We start from the raw sequence: 19,554 nt of genomic DNA, 5'->3' as shown, positions 1-19,554 counted from the left end.
TATTTCCATATAAGTTTATATGATATACCATTGTTACAAATGTTTCAATTAAAAATCTCTAATGTTTCTACTAGTTTAATTTGATAAAATAATGTACTATGTGTTTTAAACAGAAATTTATTGGGAATTAAAGGTGATTAAATGAACGATAGAAAGCAGCGTGTCATAAAAATAGCCCATGAATTATTTATTGAAAAAGGATATCAAGCAACGTCAATACAAGACATTTTAGAATATAGCGGTATCTCAAAAGGAACTTTTTATAACTATTTTTCTTCCAAAAGTGATTTATTAGTCGCTCTTTTTCAGATGATTTACTCAAAGCTTGAACAAGAACGAAATCAGTTGCTTATTGGTCAAGAGCCTTCAAATATAAATATTTTCATTAAACAAATGGAATTAATCTTGCAGACAAATAGAAATAATAAATTATTTACTCTTTTCGAAGAAGTAATCTTTATTAACGATATAGATGTAAAGCATTTTATCAAACAAGGTAATTTTAAAATGCTGAACTGGTTGTACGCTCGATTTTTAGATATTTTTGGTGAAAGCAAAGAGCCATATTTATTGGATTGTGCCATTATGTTTATTGGGATTTTACATCACAATATAAAGTACACTGATTTGGCTGATGAATTAGATTTAAGTGTTCATCAAGTAGTGAAATATAGTGTAGAACGACTTGTGAAAATCGTTGAAGAGGTTTCATTGGCTGGGGAGCAATTAATTAAGCCTGAATTACTAAAAAATTGGGTTCCTGCTTGTAAAACAAGTGTGACTATTCAACAGGAGTTAAATGAGTGTATCTGCAAAATGAAAAAGAAGCTTACTCAATGTGAGGAGCAGGCAAAATATCAAGAGTTACTGGAATTTATTCATAATGAATGTAACCATACAAAAATTCCACGTAAATTTTTAATTGAAAGTACACTAGCTGCTATAAATAAAGCACAACCTTTCTTTGAAGAAAAGGAACTACAAAAATTGCATCAATTAGTAACATTAAATATTAAAAGTAAAAATCCAATAGATTAAGATTAATGTGAATTGTACAGGTGGTACAAAATAGACGTTCTTCCTCTCTTTAAAGGGAGCTGCAATAAAATAGAGGGTGTCTCTTTGGTTGATGATGTTGACCAAGAGACACCCTTTATATTTCTTCTAAAACTAATACATTTGTTATTCATTTTTTTATTTATTACGTTTATACAAATCCACACTTTTAAAACCAAATCCTAAAATCATTCTCATTTCTTCACGTCTTTTGGATTTAGTGCTTTCTTGTTTTGCACTATAAACATATCTAGCCCAATCTTTCTGATAACCTGGGGTAAGAGATTGGAAAAACGTTAATAAATCTGGTCTTGCTTCTAGATCCTTTTCAATGAAAGGGATCATTTCAATATAATCATCTACACACTGGCTTGCTTTAGAAGAAGCCTGGACTTTACTACGAGAATCTTCTTTAAAACCTACGACAGTAAAAGTTTCATCTAATCCTACCATACGGGCAAATTTCATATTACTCGTCCCTATAAACCCATCTTCATCTGCACCCAGGCCTCCAAATAAATCATCTCGATGAATATATGTTGGATATACTTTGTTACCTTTTTTAGGATAGGCACAATATAAATAGCTAGTTTTATGTAAGTAATTCTGTTCAATAACTTTTGTTACGAGTGCTTTCAAAGAATCCATATCAAACACAAATGCAAAAATTAAGTCATAAGTTTCTTCCACTAAGCTTGTGTCATAATTTGTTAATTGCTCGAAATAATTTGCACCACTTGGTAATTGTAATACAGCTATCTTTTTATATTTTTGCAAGTTTAGTTTTTCCACTATTGTTTTGTTCATCAGTAACCACCTCGTATTGGACCGCATCATTTCCATTCTTCATAAAACTATTATAAAGCTGCACATAGATTTAATGTATCGGTAAAATTAATTTTTTTGTAGAGAGGTATCACCTTAAAATAGAAATGGTTCAATTTTAGCCAAATCCTATCTGTTATTTTGTTAATTTATAGCGACTATTGTATAATTTCCACATACTGTTTCAAATAGAAACACTTTTGGAGGAAGCATAAATGAAAATTAAAGTGAAAGGGATTGCGCCTTACCCTGGACTTCGTGATCTTCTATTACAAGTTGTTGGTGAAGATAATAGATTTGAAATAGATGTGGAAGTTGCAGATTTAGAAGCTGCACTCCCAATTGTATTAAGTGCTCAAGAACAGAACTATGATGTCATTATTAGTCGAGGTGGTACGGCCTCTTTTATTAGGAAACATGTTTCAATTCCTGTCGTAGATATACCTGTTTCGGGATATGACATTTTAAGAGTTTTAACATTAATAAAGGATTCAAATAGTAAGTTGGCTATTATCGGTTTCCCTAATATTTGTCAAGGTGCTCTAACAGTTTCTAGTTTATTAGATTTTGAAATTCCAATTTACTCGATTAACCATGAAGCGGAAGTTAGAGTAAAGCTTGAAAAGGCAGTCAAGGAGGGAGCCCAAATCGTTCTTGGTGATGTGGTAACAGTTAAAACAGCCCAAGAAATGGGACTTCATGGAATCCTTATTACATCAGGTGTTGAATCGATACAGGATATGTTATCGGAAGTGAAATCTGTACATGATATTTATTTAAAGAGTCATCAAAAAGCTTCTTTTTTCCAGCATATACTTCAGAACTTCCCGACTGGAACATTAGTATGTGATCCAAAGGGGAAAGTTCTTTATGTAAATGACACATGTCAGCAGTTATTTGGCGAAATAACGATATTGCCACAGGACTTAGCATTTTTACTGAAAGTTACTGGGATTCATTCAGATAAAATTCATTTTGAACATGTACTGATTCAGAAAAAATCATACAATCTTAAAACTGTGCCCTACGGTGAGGATGTTTTCATTTATATTGAACCTAATAAAACACCATATATGTCGGAGTTAGATATGGTTCAGATGCCTGCACAAATTGCTTCGTTCGCTCAAATTATTGGGTCAAGTTATGAAATTACGAAAACAATTAAACGGGCTATTGCCTACGCAAAAACAGATAATCATGTATGGTTATCAGGTGAAGTTGGGACAGGTAAAGCAGTATTTGCAGAAGCCATTCATTCAGCTAGCTCCCGTAATAGAGGGAGATTTTATCATGTAACTTGTCACTCAATTATTGAATCAAAATTAGCAGCAGAACTATTTGGAACTGATTCAAAGGTAGGTCTACTTCAGATTCCATCTAATGACACTTTATATCTAGAGTATATCGAAAATCTTTCAATTCAATTGCAGGAACGATTGGCAAATGAACTTCGAAAAGGAACTAACTTGAGAGTAATTAGTTCTTCTAAGAGTACATTCAAACATCTATTGAAAGACCCAAATATACATCAGGAATTACTTCACTTACTTGGGGAATATCAACTAGTTATTCCACCTCTTCGTGATCGAACCGAGGATATAGAGGAGATCGCAAGAGTATTAATTGCAAATCATAATTCAATATACGGTAAACAGTTTGTAGGAATGAGAGAAGAAGTTCTAAATCGACTAATGGAGTACAATTGGCCAGGTAATTTAAAGGAATTAGAAAATATAATTAGCGAATTACTAGCACTGGCAAAAGGACATTATATTGGGATAGCAGAATGGGATCTTGTTTGGGAAAGATATAGCTTTACGGAAGTCAGTTCTTCTGCTCAAAGAATCGATTTAAGTAAAACGTGGGTAGAAATCGAAAGGCAAATATTAGAGGAAGTATTAAAAGATGAAGGAATGAACCAATCAAAGGCTGCTAAAAGATTAGGCATTAGTAGAGCAACACTTTGGAGGAAAATGCAATAACTGTTTCGTATTTAAACGATACCAGTGTTGTATTTAGAATTTTCAAGAAGTATAATCAAAATTGTAAACGCTTTTAAAATTTAATGTTTCAAATTAAAACACATACAAGGGGGATTATTTTTATGAAAATCAAAGCAACACTGGACCGTATTCCAGGTGGAATGATGATTGTTCCATTATTATTAGGTGCTATTATTAATACACTTTTTCCAACTGCAGGAGTGACATTTGGATCATTTACAGGAGCGTTAATGACGGGGGCATTACCAATCCTGGCAGTGTTTTATGTATGTATGGGATCAACAATTGATTTCAAAGCAACTCCTTATATTATGAAAAAAGGTGGATCTTTACTTGCAACTAAAGTAGGTATGGCAGCATTAGTAGGATTTATTGGTGCAAAAGTATTTGGCGACGGTATGGTTGAAAGCGGATTCTTTTTAGGCTTATCAGTTCTAGCGGTAGTTGCTTCAATGAATGATACAAACGGTGGATTATATATGGCCTTAATGGGTCAATTCGGTAAAAAAGAAGATGTTGGAGCTTACTCAATTATGAGTTTAGAATCTGGACCATTCTTAACGATGGTTACACTAGGGGTTGCAGGGCTTGCAGCATTTCCTTGGCAAACATTAGTAGGCGCAATTATTCCGCTAATCGTTGGTATGGTTCTAGGAAACCTAGATAAAGATATGAGAGATTATTTAAGTAAAGCAGTGCCAGTTTTAGTGCCATTCTTTGCATTCGCATTAGGTGCTGGCATGAGTTTACAAAACGTTTGGAAAGCAGGTATCTTAGGAGTTTTACTGGGGGTAGCCGTAGTAGCAGTTACAGGTACTGCTTTATTAATAGTAGATAAATTAATTGGTGGAAATGGTATTGCAGGATTATCGGCTGCTTCAACAGCGGGTAATGCAGTAGGTGTACCGGCGGCTGTTGCTTCGGCAAACGCAGTGTATGCACCATTTGTTCCATCTGCTACAGCTCTAGTTGCTTCTTCTGTTATCGTAACATCTATTTTAGTTCCGATTGTAGTTGCATGGTATGCAAAACGAATTGGAGTAAAAGGAAATACGGTCGAATAAATACTAACTTCTAGTTTAGTATCGAGAGGAAGAAAGGACAGGGTACATCATGAATAAAGTCGGAATGATTGCAGATGATTTAACAGGAGCAAATGATAGTGGTGTACAGCTAGTAAAACAAGGATTACGTTCATCTGTCATCTTAGATTTAAATGTATTAGCACCCGAACATGTTACAAGCGATGCCATTATCATTGATACAGATAGTCGCGCAATAAGTAAGAATGAAGCATATGAGGCTGTTCGGAAGGCTTCAATCTTTTTAAAAGACAATCTATATACGCATATTTTTAAAAAAGTTGATTCAACTTTAAGAGGAAATCTTGGTGTTGAAATTAAAGCAGTAACCGATGTTTTTGAATACGATTTTTGTATAATTGCACCAGCATTTCCACGTATAGGAAGAACAACTGAAAAGGGAGTTCATTATTTAAACGGGAAGCCTCTTTCAGAAACAGAAATTTCAAGAGATCCAAAATGTCCTGTCACTGAGTCTTCTATTTGTAAATTGATTGAAAACCAGACAGGTGTAACTGTTGGGCTTGTAAATACTGCTGAATTAGGTACAGATTTAAGTGAATGGAAAGCTGAGTTGCAAAAATGGCAAGAAGCAGGTATTAAGTGGTTAGTATTTGATGTAACGACGGATAATCATCTTCAACAAATAGCTAACAATATTTCTCAAATTACGAAGCAAGTCATTTGGATAGGTTCCGCAGGTTTAGCTGAATTCTTACCGAATGAACTAGGGCTTACCAAATCAAATGATCGTTCAAAACAGGTTGCTATTAGCAACAAGAATATTTTAGCGGTATCAGGTAGTCTCTCAAGTGTGACGAGACAACAAGTAAAGAGATTAATAGAGATGGATGATATGAAAGCTGTCGAGGTTAATCCTTTAGAAATGTTTGAAACTGATGACCAATGGGAGAAACAAAAGAATCAATATATCAACCAGCTCGTATCGACATATGAAAAAGGATATAATGCGGTATTATATGTAGATTCAAGTACTGAAAATCGTCAAAATACAGCTAATGCTGGAAAGCAGTTAGGTTTAACATCTTCTGAAGTTAGTAACCGTATTTCAAAAGGGTTAGGTGAAATTGCAAGTGAGCTTGTAAAAAACTACTCTTTTGTTTCAGGACTTGTATTAACGGGTGGAGATACCGCAAAGGATGTTTGCCTTCAAATTGGAGCAAGTGGCTTAGAGTTATTGAAGGAAGTTGAAGCAGGTATTCCATTAGGGAAATTAGTAGGTGAACACGAGTTGTTCGCGATTACGAAAGCAGGCGCTTTTGGAAATGAATTTTCCTTAGTTAATGCAGTGAGAGAATTAAAAGGAGGACAATAATGAGTACATTACCAGTAGTTGGCATTACAATGGGTGATCCCGCAGGAGTAGGGCCAGAAATTATACTAAAGAGCTTAAACAATAAAGAAGTTTACCAACAATGCAGACCAATTGTCATTGGTGATGCAAAAATTTTAGATCGTGCTCAACAATTTGTGAATACGAACCTAGAGATTATCACGATTGAAGATATCGGAGAAGCGACGTATGAAGAAGGTAAAGTATATTGTTTAGATATGAACCTTGTGCCGGCTGATCTGCTAATAGGTCAAGTTTCAGCAGAGGCGGGGCATGCTGCATTTGAATTTTTAAGAAAAGCAATAGAGTTAGCAAATGACGGGAAAATCGATGCGATTTGTACTGCTCCATTAAATAAAGAGGCATTGCATAAAGGTGGTCATATTTATCCTGGACATACTGAAATTTTAGCAGAATTAACGAACACAAATGACTTCTCAATGATGCTATCGGCACCTAATTTAAAGGTTATTCATGTAACAACTCATGTCGGAATTATTGATGCCGTTAAAATGATTAACCCAGAGAGAGTTTATAAAGTCATTAAACTTGCTGATGAAACACTTAAAAAAGCAGGCTATACAAATCCTAAAATTGCTGTATGTGGTATAAATCCTCATGCAGGAGAAAATGGCTTGTTTGGCTATGGTGAAGAAGAAGAAAAAGTAATTCCTGGAGTGGAGAAAGCTGCATTAGAAGGAATTAATGTAGTAGGTCCACTACCAGCAGATACACTGTTTTTCCGTACGGTTCGTGGAGATTTTGATATCGTTGTAGCGATGTACCACGATCAAGGTCATGGTCCAGTAAAAGTACTAGGATTAGATGCAGGTGTAAATATTACAGTTGGATTGCCGATCATTCGTACTAGTGTTGACCACGGAACTGCATTTGATATTGCAGGAAAAGGAATCGCTGATGAAAAGAGTTTGCAAGAAGCAATTCGTCAAGCAATAGAGTTAGCGCCAAAAAGAGTGTGAAAAGTAAAAGCTCCGGTCATTAAAATGACTGGAGCTTTTTAATTTATAGTGCGTCGTTAATTACTTTTTTATAGTAAAACACAGACAAGATACCAAAGATTGAGTATAGCACTGTATAAAGAACCATAACGATAATCATAGGAGCCCAAACTTCAGTTCCAAAAAGGAACCAGCCAGATTGTACTGCAAAGTAGCTATGAAGTAAGCCAACGACTAATGGAATGCCAAAGTTAAACACTTGCTTTGAGCGTATTCCTTTAACTAAGTCTGAACGTGAGAATCCAAGCTTTCTTAAAATTGTATAATTTGGTTTCTCATCAACACTTTCGTCCATTTGTTTAAAGTATAAAATACACCCAGAAGTAATTAAGAATGCTAAACCTAAAAACCCAACGATAAACATAATTAATCCCATTGTTTGTTTTTGCTGATTACTGATTTCTAGTCGCGAGCTATTTAAATATCCATCATTTAAATTATTTAGATTAAAGATTTCATTTGCTTTAACGAGATTTTTTTCATCATTAATATCAATACCGATATAGATTGTCGAATCTCTTTGAATAGATGGATCGATATCTGCTTTTAATTTGTTAAAAACCTTTTCATCAACGATTGCAGTTGGAAAACCACCGCTCGTAAAATAATTAGAAATAATATAGTCTTTCTTTAATCCTATATATGATTGTGGTATCTCTTCATGTTTAGTATTAAATTTAATGTGACCACTTTCTTTTAACGTCATAAAGCGTTGCAATAAATCATTGTAGCCTGTAAAAACTGTTTCCTCTTCAGATAAGTTCATTTTAACCGAGTTTTCACTAATGACTGGGATCGGTAAATCATCTGAACTTTTCATAGCAGATGCATCAAGCTTGGATTCTAAAATGCTATCTAAATTTGCACTAACTTGGATGACTTCAATCTTCTTTTCAGTAAATTTGATATTATTTTTTGATAATGCATCCGTAAATTGATCAGCGTCTTTTGTATTGGTAATAGAGAAATTGTTAGGTACGTTATTTTCGGCTGTTTTTTCAGCTGAATAATAAGAAATATAACTTAAAGATAATAAACCAATTGCTAATCCAGACACAGTCGTGATGATAGTTAACAATAGTGCATTTGATTTCATTCTGAACATAATTGATGACAGTGATAATACATTGTTGATTGTTAAATAACCATTTTTACTTTTACGGATGATATTTAATATAAATCGTACTGAGCCTTTATAGAATAAATACGTACCGATAATAACAGAAGCTAATATAAAAATCATTGCTAAAAATAGCTCCATTGTTGAAGAAAAGTCCCCGCCAAATAGTTTCGATGAAATAAAATAGCCAGAGCCGATTGAGATAATCCCCACAATTCCAATGATAATTTCAAAAACAGACATTTTCTTTACTTTACCTTCTGTTAAAGAAATCACTCTGAATAAAGATAAGATGGTTTGTCTTTTAATAAAGGTGTAATTCATTAACATAATGAATAAATAGATGACCAAGAAGACAATAACCGTTTGAATTAATGCACGACCTGAAAAGTGAAGTGTTGCGATCGCATTAATACCTGTAACTTTAAATAAAATCATAATAATTAATTTTGAAACTGAAAAACCTAGAAGAATCCCTAAGATTAAAGAAGTAAAATATAGGATGAAATTTTCAACTGTTAAAATTCGAAAAATCCTATTTTTTGTCATACCAATTAACTGGAATAGTCCAATTTCTTTACTTCTTCTTTTAATAAAAATGTTGTTAGCATATAGAAGGAATATAGATACAATTGCTACTAATAAAACTGATGCTGATTTTATTGCCGCAGCACCTTTAATTGAACCTTTTGTTTCATTCATTGAAGGATCATATTGCAAAGTAACAAATGCAAAATATAGAGCTGCACTAAATATTAATGCAAATACATATAAGTAATAGTTTTTAAGGTTTTTCTTTAAATTACGGAATATGAGTTGATTAATGCTCATTTTGCACCCCGCCTAACACACCTTGAGTTTTCATGATGTCTTTGAAGAAGTTTTGTCTTGTATCATTGCCTTTGTGTAATTGAGTATAAATTTGTCCGTCTTTTATAAAAATGACTCTGTGACAATAGCTTGCTGCTACAGGGTCATGGGTAACCATTACGATTGTTGCTTTTCTTTTTTCATTTAGTTCACTTAGTTTATTTAGTAAATCTGAGGCAGATTTTGAATCTAATGCACCTGTTGGTTCGTCGGCAAAGATGATACTTGGCTCATGAATAAATGCTCTAGCAGCGGAAGTACGTTGCTTTTGTCCGCCAGAAATCTCATTAGGATATTTATCTTTTAACTCAAAGATGCCTAATTCTTTTGCAACAGCTTCAAATTTTTGATCAGCTTCGGCTGGAGTTGCTTTCGTAATCGTTAAAGGTAATAATATGTTTTCTTTGACTGTTAACGTATCAAGTAAGTTATATTCTTGAAATATAAACCCTAAATAATTTTTACGAAATTCTGCTAATTGTTTTTCTTTCATACCAGAAATTTCTGTACCTTCGATCGTGATTGTTCCGCCGTTGATTTTATCAATTGAAGAGAGGACATTTAGTAAAGTCGTTTTACCCGATCCAGATGCACCCATGATACTTACGAATTCACCTTTTTCTATCGAAATATCTAAACTCTTTAATACTTCTTGTTTATTAAATTTATTTCCGTAACTCTTATGGATTTTTTTAGCTTCTAAAATACTCATTCATCTCCACACTCCTTTATATCAATAAACTAAGTATAGAAGTTTTTTTTAGTTATTTCCTTTGATTAAGCGAACAATCAATAAAAGCATGTGACAATTTTGTCACATGCTTTTAATATTTACAAATTCATTTTGTTTTGGAAATGATAAAGTGAATTCTGTTCCTTTTGCCAATTCCGAACTTACATCAATTTGGATTAATAGTGAATGTGCGGCTTTCTTCGCCAAATATAAGCCCATTCCGGTAGCAGCATTGTCTTGATGTTGAGTAGTAGAAGTAAAACCTCTCTCAAAAATTCTTGGTAAATCTTTTGAATCAACCCCACGACCAAAATCTTTAACCGTAAGAATCGTATGATCGTTTTGTTGTTTGCTACTAATGATAATATCTGAAGCATTACTGTATTTAACTGCATTAGTTAGCAGTTGTCTAATAATGAAAGAAAGCCATTTTGCATCACTTAGGACTTCGGTTTCTTCAAGTTGTATATCAAATCCAATCCCTTTGTGAATACACCATGATTGTAAAGTCTTTATCTCAGTAAATATGACAGATTCTAACTGTATTTTTTCTATATACAAGTCGTTTTCGATAAAAGGAATTCTCTTTTGATGAAGCTGTTGATCTAGTAAAAAATGAATACGTAGCCACTCATAAGTTATATGCGTTTTTAATTTTTCGTCTTGTAATCGATCAATCATTAAATGCATTGCAGTTAATGGCGTTTTTACTTCATGAATCCAAGACAAAAGCTCATCCTTTTCTTGCTCTAATGTAGTTTGATTGTGTAATGCAACTTTTTTTAACTGTTCAGTTTGATTCGTAATACTTGTCTCTACCAAATGCTCAAAAGGACTATCAGGTTCAGCTAACCCTGTTAAATCAAGATTATCCTCGCGTTCTACAAGACTTCTATAAAATCTTGTTTCCCTCGGGTATCGAAAAACCAAAAAAAAGAAAATAATGATAATTGATAAAAAGACAATATAAAGAATTGGAGTAAAAGGAATAGCTGTATCAATAAAAGCGACAAATAGTAAAAAAAGCTGAAGAAAAACGAATAAAGCAATCCAACTGATTCTTTCTAAGAGAAATTTCTTAATCATTGATATTCCTCTTCAAGGGCGATATAGCCTTGTCCCACCTTAGTTTCAATAAATCGACCTAAACTGATTTCATCCAATCTTTTTCTTAATCTGTTTACATTGACAGTAAGTGTATTATCACTAATAAAACGCTTATCGTCCCATAAGTCATTGATAATGTCTTCACGGCTAACAATTTTATTCTTTTGTTCAATTAACAGTTTTAAAATAAATATCTCATTTTTTGTTAGCTCAATTAACCCTGTTTCATTTGAAACAGTATTCTTCTCATAGTCAACAGTGGCACCACACCAAGTTTTCAACGCAACTTTCTCAGTGTTATAGTTATAAACACGTCTAAGAGTCGCTTGTATTTTTGCAATTAAAACATCAAAATGAAACGGCTTTTGCATAAAATCATCCGCGCCTAATTGCATTGACATGACCATATCAGAGGGATGATCCCGAGAAGATAAAAAGATAATTGGAATATTAGAATGGGATCGAATCATTCGACACCAGTGGAATCCATCATATTTAGGTAATTGTATATCAATGATGACCAAATCCGGTTTAATTTCAGTAAACTCTTGAAACACCTTACTAAAATCAGATATTCCGTACACTTCATAAGACCATTGAGATAATCGATCTTTTATTTCATTAAAAAGAGACGAGTCATCTTCGATTAATAAAACTTTAAACAAAAGGTTCACCACCCTTTTTACGACTTTTCCATTAATTGTAAAGTAAAACCAAATTGATTGCCATAAACGGTTAGAATTTATAGTGGTTTTCTAGACAATAAAAGCTCATTTCTATATAAGAAATGAGCTTTCATATTATGCTAGTTATTCATAAAGAGAGATAAATCTAATTAGCGATTATCGATCTTTTCTGGGTATAAATCATGGTTCATCATACGATGTTCTGCCATTTTTTCATATTTTGTGCCAGGACGACCATAGTTACAATAAGGGTCAATTGAGATTCCACCACGAGGTGTGAATTTGCCCCAAACTTCGATGTAACGAGGGTCCATTAATTTAATTAAGTCATCCATAATGATATTCATGCAATCTTCGTGGAAATCGCCATGATTACGGAAGCTAAAGAAATAAAGTTTTAATGATTTACTTTCTACCATTTTTTGCTCTGGAATATAGCTAATATAAATAGTTGCAAAATCAGGTTGACCAGTTTTTGGACAAAGTGAAGTAAATTCTGGGAAATTAAACTTAACGAAATAATCACGGTCAGGGTGAGTATTGTCAAATGTTTCTAAAATCCCTGGATCATATTCAAATAAATATTTAGTATTATTACTTCCTAGTAACGATACGTCTTCTAAAGTACCTTTTGATCTTCCTACCATTTTTGTTAAACTCCTCTCTTATTTCCCCATACAAATGCATGTAATTGAGGTAAAACCTTTACATTTTTAAACACTTTTGATTTCATTGTTTCATCTATAAGCCACTCATAACGATTTAACATGTGTTGTAATAATGATTCATTATGTGCGTTTAACCAGCTATTTCCAACTTGTAAGAAAAACGGGATTTGAGGAAACTTTTGATGAACAGTTTCTGCAAAAGCTAAATCTTTTTCGTCAAAAACAACTACTTTTAAGCAAGTTTTTGGATGATGTTCAAGTTGTTGAATAATACTTGTTAACACATCAAAATCTGTATTCATACCACTACTTGGTGGTTTCGGTGATAATGTTACTTCGTCTATTAAAGGTAACCACGTTTGCCATTTGCTTCCCTGTGTCTCAAGAGCCAATGTCATCTGTTTATCTTTTAAGAAATCGACAATAGGTCCTAGAGAAGGAAGAAGGGCAGGGTTACCACCTGAAATCGTAATATGTGAGAAGGTATCTCCGCCTAACTCTACTAAAGATTTCCAAACATCCTCTGCAGTCATCCAATTAATATTTTCTTTTTCGCTACCATCCCAAGTGAAGGATGAATCGCACCAGCTACATGAATAATCACATCCAGCTGTACGAATAAACATTGTTTTCTGTCCAATTGCCATACCCTCACCTTGTACAGTAGGGCCAAATATTTCAAGTACAGGAATTTTACTCATTTATCATCCACTCCCTACGAGCTTCTGCGTAGCTTGTAGGCGTTTCATATAAACGAACAAACTCTACTCTAATATCTTGTGCTGGATTCGTTTCATCTTTTAATGCATTTTCCATTTGCTCAAAGATCCAAACGACCATGTTTTCAGCAGTCGTATTCATTGGAGGAAGCATTTCATTTAAGTAACGATGATCTAAATAAATTTCGATTTTTTCTTTCCAAATCTCTTTAATATCACCAAAATCGATCACTAATCCAATATCATCGACAAAACCACTAATACCAAAAATGACTTTATATGTGTGACCGTGTAAATTCTTACATTTTCCTTCATAGCAATGTAAGTGATGTGCAGCATCAAAAGTAAATTCTTTATTAACAAGGACACGTTTATGATGGTATTTTAAGTCTTCTTTTTTTATATGTTCATCTATTTTATGGAGTCTCTCTACTATGCGAAAATCAAACATGGCTAGAGGCTCCTTTCATTTCTAAATAACGATCTAAACCAGCTTTACGAAGCTCGCATGCAGGGCATTCACCACAACCATCAGAAATGATGCCATTATAACAAGTTAACGTTTTATTTCTAACGAATTCGAAAGCGTTCAAGTCATCAGCTAATTTCCACGTCTCAGCTTTATCAATCCACATAAGTGGTGTATGGATCACAAATGGATAATCCATTGATAGGTTAAGCGTTACATTTAATGACTTAACAAAGATATCACGGCAGTCTGGATATCCGCTAAAGTCAGTCTCACAAACACCTGTAATGATGTGTCTTGCGCCTTTTTGTTTTGCAAGAACAGCCGCAAAAGACAAAAATAATAGATTACGACCATCAACAAATGTCGAAGGTAATTCACCTTCTTCATGTGTAATATCGATATCTGATCTTGTTAAAGCATTTGGTGCAAGTTGATTTAATAAAGACATATCAAGTATATGGTGAGGAATTTTTAATTCCTTACAAATATCTGCAGCGACATCTAACTCTAATTTATGACGTTGGTTATAGTTGAAGGTAACAGCCTCAACTTCTTTAAATTGCTGCATTGCCCAAAATAAACAAGTTGTACTATCTTGGCCACCGCTAAATACAACGATTGCTTTTTCATTTTTCATATTTCTTCTCTCCTTTACGTATTTAAAAAGAAGAGGGCATCCCGAATAACAAAAATAAAAACAATACGACAAATATTGTTTTTCGCCTTATTTTTTTGTAGAGGGGAGTTTGCGACCTCTACCATAAGTAGTTTACTTATGGATTTGTATTAAATTATCTATTAACAATTGTACGTAAAAAGTACAATCGTAATTACTATTATAATAGTTTAAAGAGAAAAGAACAAAAACTTTTCTAGAAAAGTAAAAAATTACAAGACATATCTAAAGACTCATTTCGAAAGTTTGTTGTTTTTGGGGGTTGAAACGATAAAGACAAAAGTTGATTACAGTAGAAGGTGTGAGACTCTTGTGGGATATATGGGAAGACAAAGACCCCGCAAGCCAAGCAAGCTAGATAAGATAACACCTCGACGTCCTGTCAACGCAAGCATGATCCACATCGTGTGGACCCCAGGCTCAAGCTTAGCACCCTAAAAAGAGAGCGACCCGGAGTGGTAATCAATTAAGGCGTTATTAAATAGCAATAATTGATGCAAAAACAGCCTAAAGAAAAGTAACCATTAAAGAAGTTTGGTCTTTTCATTAGACGAAATTATGTTGTATACATTTTTGTAAACAAGTATACAGAATGTAAACGATTGTACACATAAACGTATACATGTTTACAAGTATACAAATCTATATACATACTCACATTTAAATGAGTTTACGGTTTTGTATACAAGATGACAAATAAATCGTCTAGTTTACATTTTCATGTTAGTTGAGAGAGTATGATTGACCCTTAAAATAAACTCAGATAATCTTTTAGTCAGAATTAAATTAGTTATCAGTAAAAAAACAACATGATGAAAGGGATGATTTATTTGGTAAACGCTCGTATTGCTGCAATTGATGTAGGTAATGATTCACTTAAAGGCATATTTGGAAAGATGGAACATGAAATTAACATTCCTAATATTGTTGCGAGAGATATTGAAGATCGCCCCATAATTGGAGTAGAAGAATTGAATAATCAAGATCCAAACGATGGCATACATATTCGAGTACATTCACCGACTCTAAAAGATAATAATTCTATTTATCGTGTTGGATACTTAGCGACAAAAAGCAATAATGCTACGGAGTTAGATCCTGGGAGTAATAAATCAGAAGAAGATCAAACTTTAATTATGTTATTCGCTGCACTAGCACTAGATGCTGCTAGAGAGGAGAATAAACAAAACTTTAAAAGGTCAAATCAAGTGATTGAGGCTACTTATACATTGGGGACAGGCCTTCCATTAAGAGAAGTGAAGGAAGGGAAGGATGTTGCATATCGTTCTCGTTTACTAAGCTCGGTCCACCAAGTTGAGTTTCTAGTGACACCTAAGTATCAAGGACTAAAAGTAAATATTAAGTTTGAAGAAGTGAAAATCTATCCTGAAGGATTTGCAGCTTATATTAATTTAGTGATGGACCAACATTTAAATATTATTAATAAAGAACTAATTGATAAAAGAATCCTCATTCAAGATATCGGAGGATTGTCTACTGATATCGCGGTCATAAAAAATAGGAAAGTAGATGATGATAAGGCCCAAGGTTTTCACTTAGGTGTTTCAGAATCTCTTGAGCAGATCCGTGAGGAAATACGGTCAAAATATGGCATAGAATTAGATAGTAGAAGAGATGTTGTCGAAATCATAACGAAGAAAAGTGACCGAAACCATATTATGGTGAAGGGAAGTAGGACAAGCGTTCATGACATCGTTGACAGAATTCTATTAGAACTGGCGAAAAAACAATACCGTCAATTACGAAATATGTGGCAAAGGAACTCTCAAACAGAAATTTGCTATTTTATTGGTGGAGGATCCATTATCTTAAAAGATTACTTAGTCGCGTTAAATAATAACCTCGATGGCTATCAGATTGATTTCTTTGAGGATGAAAAAGAAAGTATTTGGATGATGGTTAATGCCTATTATAAACTAATAGCTGATTTTTCAAGACGAAATCAGAGGGAAAAACAAAGTGAAGAACAAAAAATGGCAAAGACAAAGTAAGGTGACTTTATGAAGAAGGAAAAAGAATTAACGAGAGGACAACCCATTACATTTCGTATCCCTTCTGATACACCTAATCACATTTTGAAACATTTACAAAGCTTAAAGGAAAGTGAAAGACGAAATTTCTCGAGTAAAATTGCCGAGTTCACTTTGAGAGGAGTGAACGAAGAAATATCGATTCAAAAAGAGACTATTACAATCCCACTTCCAAACCGCTTAAATAAGGTTCAAAGAGACTGGTTAAAGCATGAACAGTCTGAAGCATTACTAGGAAGTATTGTCTATCAACTATTATCAGATCCAATCAGGACTGTGTCATTGCTGACCTCATTAAATAGTGGCGCGGCATATACGTATGAACAGAATGATGAAATAGCAGCTGCTGAATTAGCCTGGGAGCCAGTTCCAAGTGATAATCTATTGGATGATACAAGAGATGTTCGAGGTATAGATAGTATAGATATAGATGACTTTACTTGGGAGAGTAAGCAGGAGATAGAGCAGACAAATCATAAAAATGATAAAGAAGATTTGGATGACCTTCTAGGAGACTTTCTTGCACAAATGAATAAATAATGAAGTCAAAAGGAACCGATAATATATTACGGTTCCTTTTGCTTTTTCAACTTATCTTATTGCACATCATTTTGAGAAATTTGTGATAAAGCTTCTCCAGCACTTTCATCTGATTGATCTTGAACGGCCAAGTCCCCTAAAGAGAGCATGCCCACAAGATTTCCGTTTTCAACAACAGGTAGTCTTCTAACTTGGTGTTGGGCCATTAAGCTAGAAGCTTCTTGAAGATTAGCATCTGCATCAATTGTAACGATGTTATTAGACATAACTTGAGAAGCATGTCCGTTTCCATTTTGTCCAATACCTCGAAGTGCCAGGTCGCGGTCCGTAATCATACCGACTACTTGACCATTCTCAACAACTGGTATTGCACCTACATTTAAAGATTCCATTTTGCTTGCAACTGCTTGTAATGAATCTTGGTTAGAGCAGCTTTCTACATTGCTTGACATAACGTCTCTTACTTTCATTTTAAAACACCTCCGTTAGACTGTAACAAAGATATTATTTGGGAAAATGATAGAAATATACTTACAAATTACTTAACTCAGGGTTATGATTTCTTCGATTTACTCAACAAAAAATAAAAAAACACTCCCAAAGGAGTGTCTTTTAAGATGTCTGTAATGATTTTTTCTTTACTAATTCTGGAAGGGCAATACCAGCCAATATTAAGAATACGCCTATATATTGTGCTGTACCGATTGATTCTTTTAACACAAGTGCTGACATCAAAACAGCAGTCGGAAGTTCTGCTGCTCCTAAAATAGAGGCTAAGCCAGACCCAGTTAATGGCACCCCTTTTGAAAACATGAATGTAGAAAAGAATGGACCTAAAAACCCTAGAATGAGGCCATATTTTAATGTGATTTCAACAAATAATGTTCCGTCACTAAAAAAGTTAGGAGGGAGAAAAAGGGCACATATTATAAAACCGCCCGTAATCATAAGAGCAGTTTTTGTAACAGGGTTAGTTTGTACTGCAACTCTTCCACTTAAGAGCACGAAAATAGAATATGAGATTGCAGATAACAAACCAAACAGTAAACCTAGCAAGTGTAATTGCTGAATACCTGTCGAAAAAACATTTGTTGCAAAAAGAGTTCCAATTATTAATGGGATTAGAGAGATTACCTTTCCTTTCTCGGGAAATTTTCGGTTAAGTATAGCTTCTAAGAAAACACCGATCCAAGTAAATTGAAAAAGTAAAACGATAGCGAACGAGGCTGAGATATATTGAAGAGACAAATAATAAAACATTCCTGTTAATCCAGTCGTCGATCCTAATACAGTTAATAATAATATATCTTTTTTAGCAGGTTTTTTATATGTCTGAGCTGTTGACTTCTTTTTAATTAGCTTATTTATAAGAACAATAGACCACAATAAAACAGCTCCAACAAACATTTGAATCCCGACAACATCATTCACAATAAAACCATCATTGTATGCTAGTTTCACAAATGTAGACAATACACCATAACACGCAGAACCAATGATGATATACAATATTCCTTTCAAAATGACACCTCGTTTACGAATTAAAAAAGTAAAGAGGGTATAGACCCTCTTTACTTCCACTTTTATTAATTAATCTCTTCTAAAATACCTTTTACTAGTCCAACAAACTTAGTACGTACCATGCTTGCAACTTCGATTACTTCTTCATGGTTTAGAGGTTGATCTAGAATGCCGCATGCCATGTTAGTTAGGCAAGAGATACCAAGTACTTTCATACTGCTGTGAACCGCTACGATTGCTTCTGGTACTGTAGACATCCCAACAGCATCAGCACCTAATGTACGAATCATACGAATTTCAGCAGGTGTTTCATATGAAGGTCCACTCCACCAAGCATAAACACCTTGTTGTAATTGAACGTCTTGTTTTTCTGCTACTTTTAATGCAAGCGCACGTAACTCTTTATTATAAACTTCTGATACGTCTGGGAAACGAGTACCTAATTCAGGGTTGTTTGGCCCAATTAATGGGTTGTTTCCAACTAGATTGATATGGTCAGTAATTAACATTAAATCGCCAGGATTAAAGCTGGTATTAACTGCTCCACATGCATTTGTAACAATAAGTTTTTCAACTCCAAGAGCTTTCATAACACGCACTGGGAACGTTACTTCATCTAATGTAAAGCCTTCATAATAATGGAAGCGGCCTTTCATTGCGACTACAGCTTGTCCTTTTAATTCTCCGATCACTAATTCATTAGCATGTCCTACAGCTTCAGATTTAGCAAAGTGAGGTATTTCACTATAAGGGATTGTAACTGAATTTTCGATTTCATCCGCAAGTGTTCCTAATCCAGACCCTAAGATTAAGCCAACTGTTGGGCGGTAATTTGTTTTGTTAAGGATAAATTCTTTTGTTTCTAGAATATGTTCTGTTTTATGCATTTTTATTTCCTCCTTGAATGAGTTAATAATTTGTATTCATAAAAATTTAATGTAAGAGATGACTTCTTTCAATATAAGTCTAAATGATTTTTTCCTAATTGTAAATGGACTAAATTCCATTTTGGTAAAAAGTAAATTGTTATGAGAAAAAATACTATTATCAAT

19 protein-coding genes are annotated in these 19,554 nt (G+C 33.8%); 7 read left to right on the top strand and 12 right to left on the bottom strand.

The annotated features are described in order from the left end of the window. Nucleotides 1–141: 141 nt before the first annotated feature. Entirely contained in the window at nt 142–1,038 is an 897-nt protein-coding gene (locus V7056_RS01165) for a TetR/AcrR family transcriptional regulator (protein ID WP_499698527.1), read from the top strand. Nucleotides 1,039–1,194: 156 nt separating this feature from the next. On the opposite strand, the gene V7056_RS01160 is transcribed toward V7056_RS01165, so the two are convergent. Continuing rightward, nucleotides 1,195–1,863, bottom strand: coding sequence for a YdeI/OmpD-associated family protein (locus tag V7056_RS01160; RefSeq protein WP_499698526.1), 669 nt, complete (start codon nt 1,861–1,863; stop codon nt 1,195–1,197). Between the two features lie 233 nt (nt 1,864–2,096). Between V7056_RS01160 and V7056_RS01155 the strand changes: the two genes are divergently transcribed. From V7056_RS01155 to pdxA, 4 genes are all read left to right on the top strand, one after another. Next, complete coding sequence (locus V7056_RS01155; RefSeq protein WP_499698525.1) at nt 2,097–3,863, top strand: sigma-54-dependent Fis family transcriptional regulator; 1,767 nt, start codon at nt 2,097–2,099, stop codon at nt 3,861–3,863. A 122-nt stretch (nt 3,864–3,985) separates the two neighbouring features. Next, nucleotides 3,986–4,948, top strand: a complete 963-nt coding sequence (locus tag V7056_RS01150) for a 2-keto-3-deoxygluconate permease (RefSeq protein WP_499698524.1) — start codon at nt 3,986–3,988, stop codon at nt 4,946–4,948. 49 nt (nt 4,949–4,997) lie between these two features. Then, nucleotides 4,998–6,302: a four-carbon acid sugar kinase family protein gene (locus V7056_RS01145; protein WP_499698523.1), complete on the top strand. Its 1,305-nt coding sequence runs from the start codon at nt 4,998–5,000 to the stop codon at nt 6,300–6,302. After that, complete coding sequence (pdxA, locus tag V7056_RS01140; RefSeq protein WP_499698522.1) at nt 6,302–7,300, top strand: 4-hydroxythreonine-4-phosphate dehydrogenase PdxA; 999 nt, start codon at nt 6,302–6,304, stop codon at nt 7,298–7,300. The genes V7056_RS01145 and pdxA overlap by 1 nt, the downstream gene beginning before the upstream one ends. A gap of 43 nt (nt 7,301–7,343) precedes the next feature. Here pdxA and V7056_RS01135 read toward each other — a convergent pair whose 3' ends face one another. The 8 genes from V7056_RS01135 to queC form a co-directional block, all read right to left on the bottom strand. Beyond that, entirely contained in the window at nt 7,344–9,290 is a 1,947-nt protein-coding gene (locus V7056_RS01135; protein ID WP_499698521.1) for an FtsX-like permease family protein, read from the bottom strand. Continuing rightward, nucleotides 9,280–10,041 (bottom strand): ABC transporter ATP-binding protein, encoded by a 762-nt coding sequence (locus V7056_RS01130; RefSeq protein ID WP_499698520.1) that lies wholly within the window; start codon nt 10,039–10,041, stop codon nt 9,280–9,282. The genes V7056_RS01135 and V7056_RS01130 overlap by 11 nt, the downstream gene beginning before the upstream one ends. Nucleotides 10,042–10,143: 102 nt before the next feature. Next, complete coding sequence (locus V7056_RS01125; protein ID WP_499698519.1) at nt 10,144–11,148, bottom strand: sensor histidine kinase; 1,005 nt, start codon at nt 11,146–11,148, stop codon at nt 10,144–10,146. Next, complete coding sequence (locus V7056_RS01120) at nt 11,145–11,834, bottom strand: response regulator transcription factor (protein ID WP_499698518.1); 690 nt, start codon at nt 11,832–11,834, stop codon at nt 11,145–11,147. The genes V7056_RS01125 and V7056_RS01120 overlap by 4 nt, the downstream gene beginning before the upstream one ends. A 170-nt stretch (nt 11,835–12,004) precedes the next feature. After that, complete coding sequence (gene queF, locus V7056_RS01115; RefSeq protein ID WP_088001569.1) at nt 12,005–12,502, bottom strand: preQ(1) synthase; 498 nt, start codon at nt 12,500–12,502, stop codon at nt 12,005–12,007. Nucleotides 12,503–12,507: 5 nt separating this feature from the next. Continuing rightward, on the bottom strand, nt 12,508–13,224 hold the full coding sequence (gene queE, locus V7056_RS01110) for a 7-carboxy-7-deazaguanine synthase QueE (RefSeq protein WP_499698517.1): 717 nt from the start codon (nt 13,222–13,224) through the stop codon (nt 12,508–12,510). Further along, on the bottom strand, nt 13,217–13,693 hold the full coding sequence (gene queD / locus V7056_RS01105; protein WP_088001565.1) for a 6-carboxytetrahydropterin synthase QueD: 477 nt from the start codon (nt 13,691–13,693) through the stop codon (nt 13,217–13,219). The genes queE and queD overlap by 8 nt, the downstream gene beginning before the upstream one ends. Then, nucleotides 13,686–14,351, bottom strand: a complete 666-nt coding sequence (gene queC / locus V7056_RS01100; RefSeq protein WP_499698516.1) for a 7-cyano-7-deazaguanine synthase QueC — start codon at nt 14,349–14,351, stop codon at nt 13,686–13,688. Before queC ends, queD begins: the two co-directional genes overlap by 8 nt. 869 nt (nt 14,352–15,220) lie before the next feature. Between queC and V7056_RS01095 the strand changes: the two genes are divergently transcribed. Together V7056_RS01095 and V7056_RS01090 are read left to right on the top strand one after the other, a co-directional pair. Further along, nucleotides 15,221–16,402 carry an Alp7A family actin-like protein gene (locus V7056_RS01095; protein ID WP_499698515.1) on the top strand — a complete coding sequence of 394 codons (1,182 nt, stop codon included), beginning with the start codon at nt 15,221–15,223 and terminating at the stop codon, nt 16,400–16,402. 9 nt (nt 16,403–16,411) lie between these two features. Then, the gene (locus tag V7056_RS01090) at nt 16,412–16,981 is read left to right on the top strand and encodes a hypothetical protein (RefSeq protein ID WP_499698514.1); all 570 of its coding nucleotides are present in this window, start codon (nt 16,412–16,414) and stop codon (nt 16,979–16,981) included. Nucleotides 16,982–17,037: 56 nt separating this feature from the next. Here V7056_RS01090 and V7056_RS01085 read toward each other — a convergent pair whose 3' ends face one another. The 3 genes from V7056_RS01085 to V7056_RS01075 all read right to left on the bottom strand — a co-directional run bounded on the left by V7056_RS01085 (nt 17,038) and on the right by V7056_RS01075 (nt 19,389). Then, nucleotides 17,038–17,451 carry a CBS domain-containing protein gene (locus V7056_RS01085; RefSeq protein ID WP_499698513.1) on the bottom strand — a complete coding sequence of 138 codons (414 nt, stop codon included), beginning with the start codon at nt 17,449–17,451 and terminating at the stop codon, nt 17,038–17,040. A 142-nt stretch (nt 17,452–17,593) separates the two neighbouring features. Continuing rightward, nucleotides 17,594–18,502 (bottom strand): EamA family transporter, encoded by a 909-nt coding sequence (locus V7056_RS01080; protein ID WP_499698512.1) that lies wholly within the window; start codon nt 18,500–18,502, stop codon nt 17,594–17,596. A gap of 65 nt (nt 18,503–18,567) precedes the next feature. After that, a complete protein-coding gene (locus V7056_RS01075; protein ID WP_499698511.1) occupies nt 18,568–19,389 on the bottom strand; it encodes a purine-nucleoside phosphorylase in 822 nt (273 codons plus the stop codon). Between the last annotated feature and the right edge of the window lie 165 nt (nt 19,390–19,554).

The organism is Bacillus sp. JJ664 (assembly GCF_036962205.1).
In the GTDB taxonomy this organism is placed as follows: domain Bacteria; phylum Bacillota; class Bacilli; order Bacillales; family Bacillaceae_G; genus Gottfriedia.
The sequence above is the reverse complement of the archived record's forward strand: the minus strand, read 5'-3'. Positions and strand labels throughout refer to the sequence as shown.

Coding starts and splice junctions, on each gene's coding strand:
- V7056_RS01165 (WP_499698527.1), top strand. CDS start 142: ATGAACGATAGAAAGCAGCGTGTCATAAAAATAGCCCATGAATTATTT.
- V7056_RS01160 (WP_499698526.1), bottom strand. CDS start 1,863: ATGAACAAAACAATAGTGGAAAAACTAAACTTGCAAAAATATAAAAAG.
- V7056_RS01155 (WP_499698525.1), top strand. CDS start 2,097: ATGAAAATTAAAGTGAAAGGGATTGCGCCTTACCCTGGACTTCGTGAT.
- V7056_RS01150 (WP_499698524.1), top strand. CDS start 3,986: ATGAAAATCAAAGCAACACTGGACCGTATTCCAGGTGGAATGATGATT.
- V7056_RS01145 (WP_499698523.1), top strand. CDS start 4,998: ATGAATAAAGTCGGAATGATTGCAGATGATTTAACAGGAGCAAATGAT.
- pdxA (WP_499698522.1), top strand. CDS start 6,302: ATGAGTACATTACCAGTAGTTGGCATTACAATGGGTGATCCCGCAGGA.
- V7056_RS01135 (WP_499698521.1), bottom strand. CDS start 9,290: ATGAGCATTAATCAACTCATATTCCGTAATTTAAAGAAAAACCTTAAA.
- V7056_RS01130 (WP_499698520.1), bottom strand. CDS start 10,041: ATGAGTATTTTAGAAGCTAAAAAAATCCATAAGAGTTACGGAAATAAA.
- V7056_RS01125 (WP_499698519.1), bottom strand. CDS start 11,148: ATGATTAAGAAATTTCTCTTAGAAAGAATCAGTTGGATTGCTTTATTC.
- queF (WP_088001569.1), bottom strand. CDS start 12,502: ATGGTAGGAAGATCAAAAGGTACTTTAGAAGACGTATCGTTACTAGGA.
- queE (WP_499698517.1), bottom strand. CDS start 13,224: ATGAGTAAAATTCCTGTACTTGAAATATTTGGCCCTACTGTACAAGGT.
- queD (WP_088001565.1), bottom strand. CDS start 13,693: ATGTTTGATTTTCGCATAGTAGAGAGACTCCATAAAATAGATGAACAT.
- queC (WP_499698516.1), bottom strand. CDS start 14,351: ATGAAAAATGAAAAAGCAATCGTTGTATTTAGCGGTGGCCAAGATAGT.
- V7056_RS01090 (WP_499698514.1), top strand. CDS start 16,412: ATGAAGAAGGAAAAAGAATTAACGAGAGGACAACCCATTACATTTCGT.
- V7056_RS01085 (WP_499698513.1), bottom strand. CDS start 17,451: ATGAAAGTAAGAGACGTTATGTCAAGCAATGTAGAAAGCTGCTCTAAC.
- V7056_RS01075 (WP_499698511.1), bottom strand. CDS start 19,389: ATGCATAAAACAGAACATATTCTAGAAACAAAAGAATTTATCCTTAAC.